The sequence below is a fragment of the uncultured Pseudoalteromonas sp. genome (assembly GCF_963922945.1).
In the GTDB taxonomy this organism is placed as follows: domain Bacteria; phylum Pseudomonadota; class Gammaproteobacteria; order Enterobacterales; family Alteromonadaceae; genus Pseudoalteromonas.
Genome location: NZ_CAWUKC010000156.1, coordinates 1 through 3,060, shown reverse-complemented (window position 1 = coordinate 3,060; position 3,060 = coordinate 1). Strand labels below are relative to the sequence as shown.

Here is a 3,060-nt window from a genome sequence, read left to right as displayed (position 1 = left end):
GCTCACGCATTTTTTAAATACGTAAAAGCGTTGCTTTTAAAACGCCAGCAAGCTGCGCGTCTACGAGTTGTCTAGCCCTTCGGGCACGCTCCACGTTCCAGTTCGTCGCAGAGCTCCTCTCGCTCCAGCTTGAAAGCAAAACTATTTGCTTGTCTAGCCCTTCGGGCACGCTTCCGCCCCTAGGTTGCAGTTCCTACGTACTGATATTTAATCAATTTTTGCGATATAAAGGCACAATTACGCTTTAACCTTTTCCCTTTAACCTTTTCCCTTTTCCCTTTAACCTTTTCCCTTTAACCTTTTCCCTTTAACCTTTTCCCTTTAACCTTTTTCCTTTAACCTTCAGTCTTCAACTTTCACTGCTTAATATCTTTATTTTCTACACTTACTTCAATTTTTTGATTAAGTAAGTTAATTAGTAAAATGCTACGCATGTCGCCATCGGGCTCTTTGTATATTGCTGTAACGTTATTAAATGTATTGTTATGTACGCTTACAGCGTCGCCTGTTTTTGGTATTGTTGATTCGGCAGAGCTTGCACGTTCGTATTTAAGTTGCTCTATTAGGGCTTCTGGTACTATTTGGTAACGGGTGCCATACGATACAAAGCCATTTATGCCGCGCGTATTTTTTACAGCAGAAAAGTTACCGTTTTGAGACTCTAAGCAAATAAATAAGTAGTTTGGAAATAGAGCAGACTGTTTAACAGTTCGCCTGCCTTTGATGAGTTTTTCAGTGGTTAATTTGGGATAAAAAACTTCAATGCCTTGATTTAGTAAGTTGGTGGCTGCTCGCTCTTCTTGGCGAGGTTTACATGTAACTAAATACCAACTTTTCACAGCAATCCTTACTTCATACACAATTGCAACAAATACAACATTATTTTTAACAGCGGCTGATTATAAACAATTTAAGTTTCTTAAGTAAATAGCCGTTTAAGGTAAATACGCACTTACTTTGTTAACAGCAGCCATTATATTTGTTGTTACCGTTGCTGTTTATATAATCTAAATCAAGCTTAAAATACCCAGTAGGCTTACTGTTTCAACGCTGTATAAAGCCTAAATGCGCCAGCAAGCAAGGCGACTACAACGTTACCCTCTATAGCGCAGCGTCTCTTAACCTCTTTGTGAATTAATATTTTTATTTTTTTGCACAAAGAGAAGAAAATGAGGAGTAAATGAGAAAACATTAAACACAAGCAATTATATGTTTTAACTTCTCTAAAGCGCAGCGTCTCTTAACCTCTTTGTGAATTAATGTTTTTATTTTTTGCACAAAGAGAAGCAAAAGAGGAATGAATGAGAAAGCATGTAAGTAGTAGCGAGTTTACCTCGCTTGGGCTATGTGTTTTAACGTGGCATAAAGCCTAAGTGAGCCCGCAAGCAAGGCGCCTACAATAACAGCACTCCTTAAACTTTGCTTAAATTACTGTTTGGCCCTACTTTTAACTTTACTCTTAAAAAACTAAATACGGATACCTATGCAAATACTTCACCACGGAGCGGTAAATGGTGTAACAGGCTCGTGCCACGAGCTCGTTATTAATAATAAAACCAGTGTGCTAATAGATTGCGGGCTTTTTCAGGGGGAAGACGCAAAAGATAATTTATCAATAGAGTTTGATATTGCGCACATTAGCACGCTTATTGTTACCCATTGCCATATTGACCACGTGGGGCGTATTCCGTATTTGCTTGCAGCAGGTTTTAAAGGCCCTATTTTTACTACGCCTGCCTCGGCTAGTTTGCTGCCACTCGTGATTGAAGATGCGTTAAAGGTGGGCGTTACCCGCGATACTAAAATTATAAATGCGTGCTTAAGTTTGCTAAATAAGCAGATAGTAGCGGTTAATTTTAATACTTGGTTTGAGCTACCTTGCACCAACGAGCAAATAGCTAAGGCGCGATTTCAGCGTGCTGGGCATATATTAGGCTCAGCTTATGTGGAAATAGACATAGGCATTAATACAAAGAGTAATAGAAGCCATAGAGTTGTGTTTTCGGGCGATTTAGGTGCGCCTTACACGCCGCTATTACCGGCTCCAAAACCTCCTTATAAGGCCGATACATTAGTTATAGAGTCAACCTACGGTAATAAAAATCATCAAGGCCGAAAAGAGCGCACCCAAACACTAAAAAATGTAATTGAACGCGCAGTAGCAGATAACGGTGTGGTTTTAGTGCCGGCATTTAGTATTGGCCGCACACAAGAGCTACTTTACGAGTTAGAGCAGCTAATACATCAATCAGCTAAAGGATCGCCTTGGCGAAGTATTCATGTAATTTTAGACTCTCCCATGGCTGCCAATTTTACAGAGCAATATATTAAGTTTAAACACTTATGGGATGCAGAGGCTAAGCGCAAAGTAGCCAAAGGCCGCCACCCGCTGGATTTTGAAAACCTAACCACGGTTGATACCCATAGTGAGCATATCGCCATTATTAATTATTTAGCGTCGCGCCAAACACCCGCCATTATTTTAGCTGCCAGCGGTATGTGCAGTGGCGGGCGAATAGTTAATTACCTTGAGCGCTTTTTAGGCGACAAAACAACCGATGTATTGTTTGTTGGTTACCAAGGCCGCGGCACTTTGGGCCGCGATATACAAAAATATGGCCCCCGCAATGGCTATGTATTTATAAACGATACGCGCATTACAATTAACGCACAGGTACACACCATAAGCGGTTACAGCGCGCATGCGGATCAAAACGGATTAGTTAAATTTGTAACCGGCATGCGTAAAAAGCCAAGCCATATAAAAATTGTACACGGCGATGAAGATGCAAAAGCAGCATTAGCAAGTAAGTATAAAGAGGTATTAGGTAGTGAAGTTAAAATTGAGATAGGGACTTAGGCGTGAAGCTTGCTCACGCAATGGTGGTAAATACGTAAAAGCGTTGCTTTTAATGCGCCAGCAAGCAAGGCGCCTACATCACAATATACACCAAGTATAAACCCCACGTAGGCGTGAAGCTTGCTCACGCAATTTTGGTAAATATGTAAAAGCGTTGCTTTTAATGCGCCAGCAAGCAAGGCGCCTACATCACAATATAC

Annotated in this window: 3 protein-coding genes; 1 reads left to right on the top strand and 2 read right to left on the bottom strand. The window is 40.8% G+C overall.

The window, feature by feature from the left end:
- Positions 1 to 356: 356 nt before the first annotated feature.
- Positions 357 to 839: a transcription/translation regulatory transformer protein RfaH gene (rfaH, locus tag AABI99_RS17835; protein WP_338367464.1), complete on the bottom strand. Its 483-nt coding sequence runs from the start codon at positions 837 to 839 to the stop codon at positions 357 to 359.
- Positions 840 to 1,483: 644 nt separating this feature from the next.
- Here rfaH and AABI99_RS17830 point away from each other — a divergent pair.
- Positions 1,484 to 2,860: an MBL fold metallo-hydrolase gene (locus tag AABI99_RS17830; protein WP_338367463.1), complete on the top strand. Its 1,377-nt coding sequence runs from the start codon at positions 1,484 to 1,486 to the stop codon at positions 2,858 to 2,860.
- On the opposite strand, the gene AABI99_RS17825 is transcribed toward AABI99_RS17830, so the two are convergent.
- On the bottom strand, positions 2,857 to 3,060 hold a 204-nt coding region (locus tag AABI99_RS17825), incomplete at its 5' end, for a hypothetical protein (RefSeq protein ID WP_338367462.1). The genes AABI99_RS17830 and AABI99_RS17825 overlap by 4 nt on opposite strands.

Bases quoted from the DNA above. Each gene is read 5' to 3' on its own strand.
- AABI99_RS17830 (WP_338367463.1), top strand. From the start codon at position 1,484: ATGCAAATACTTCACCACGGAGCGGTAAATGGTGTAACAGGCTCGTGC.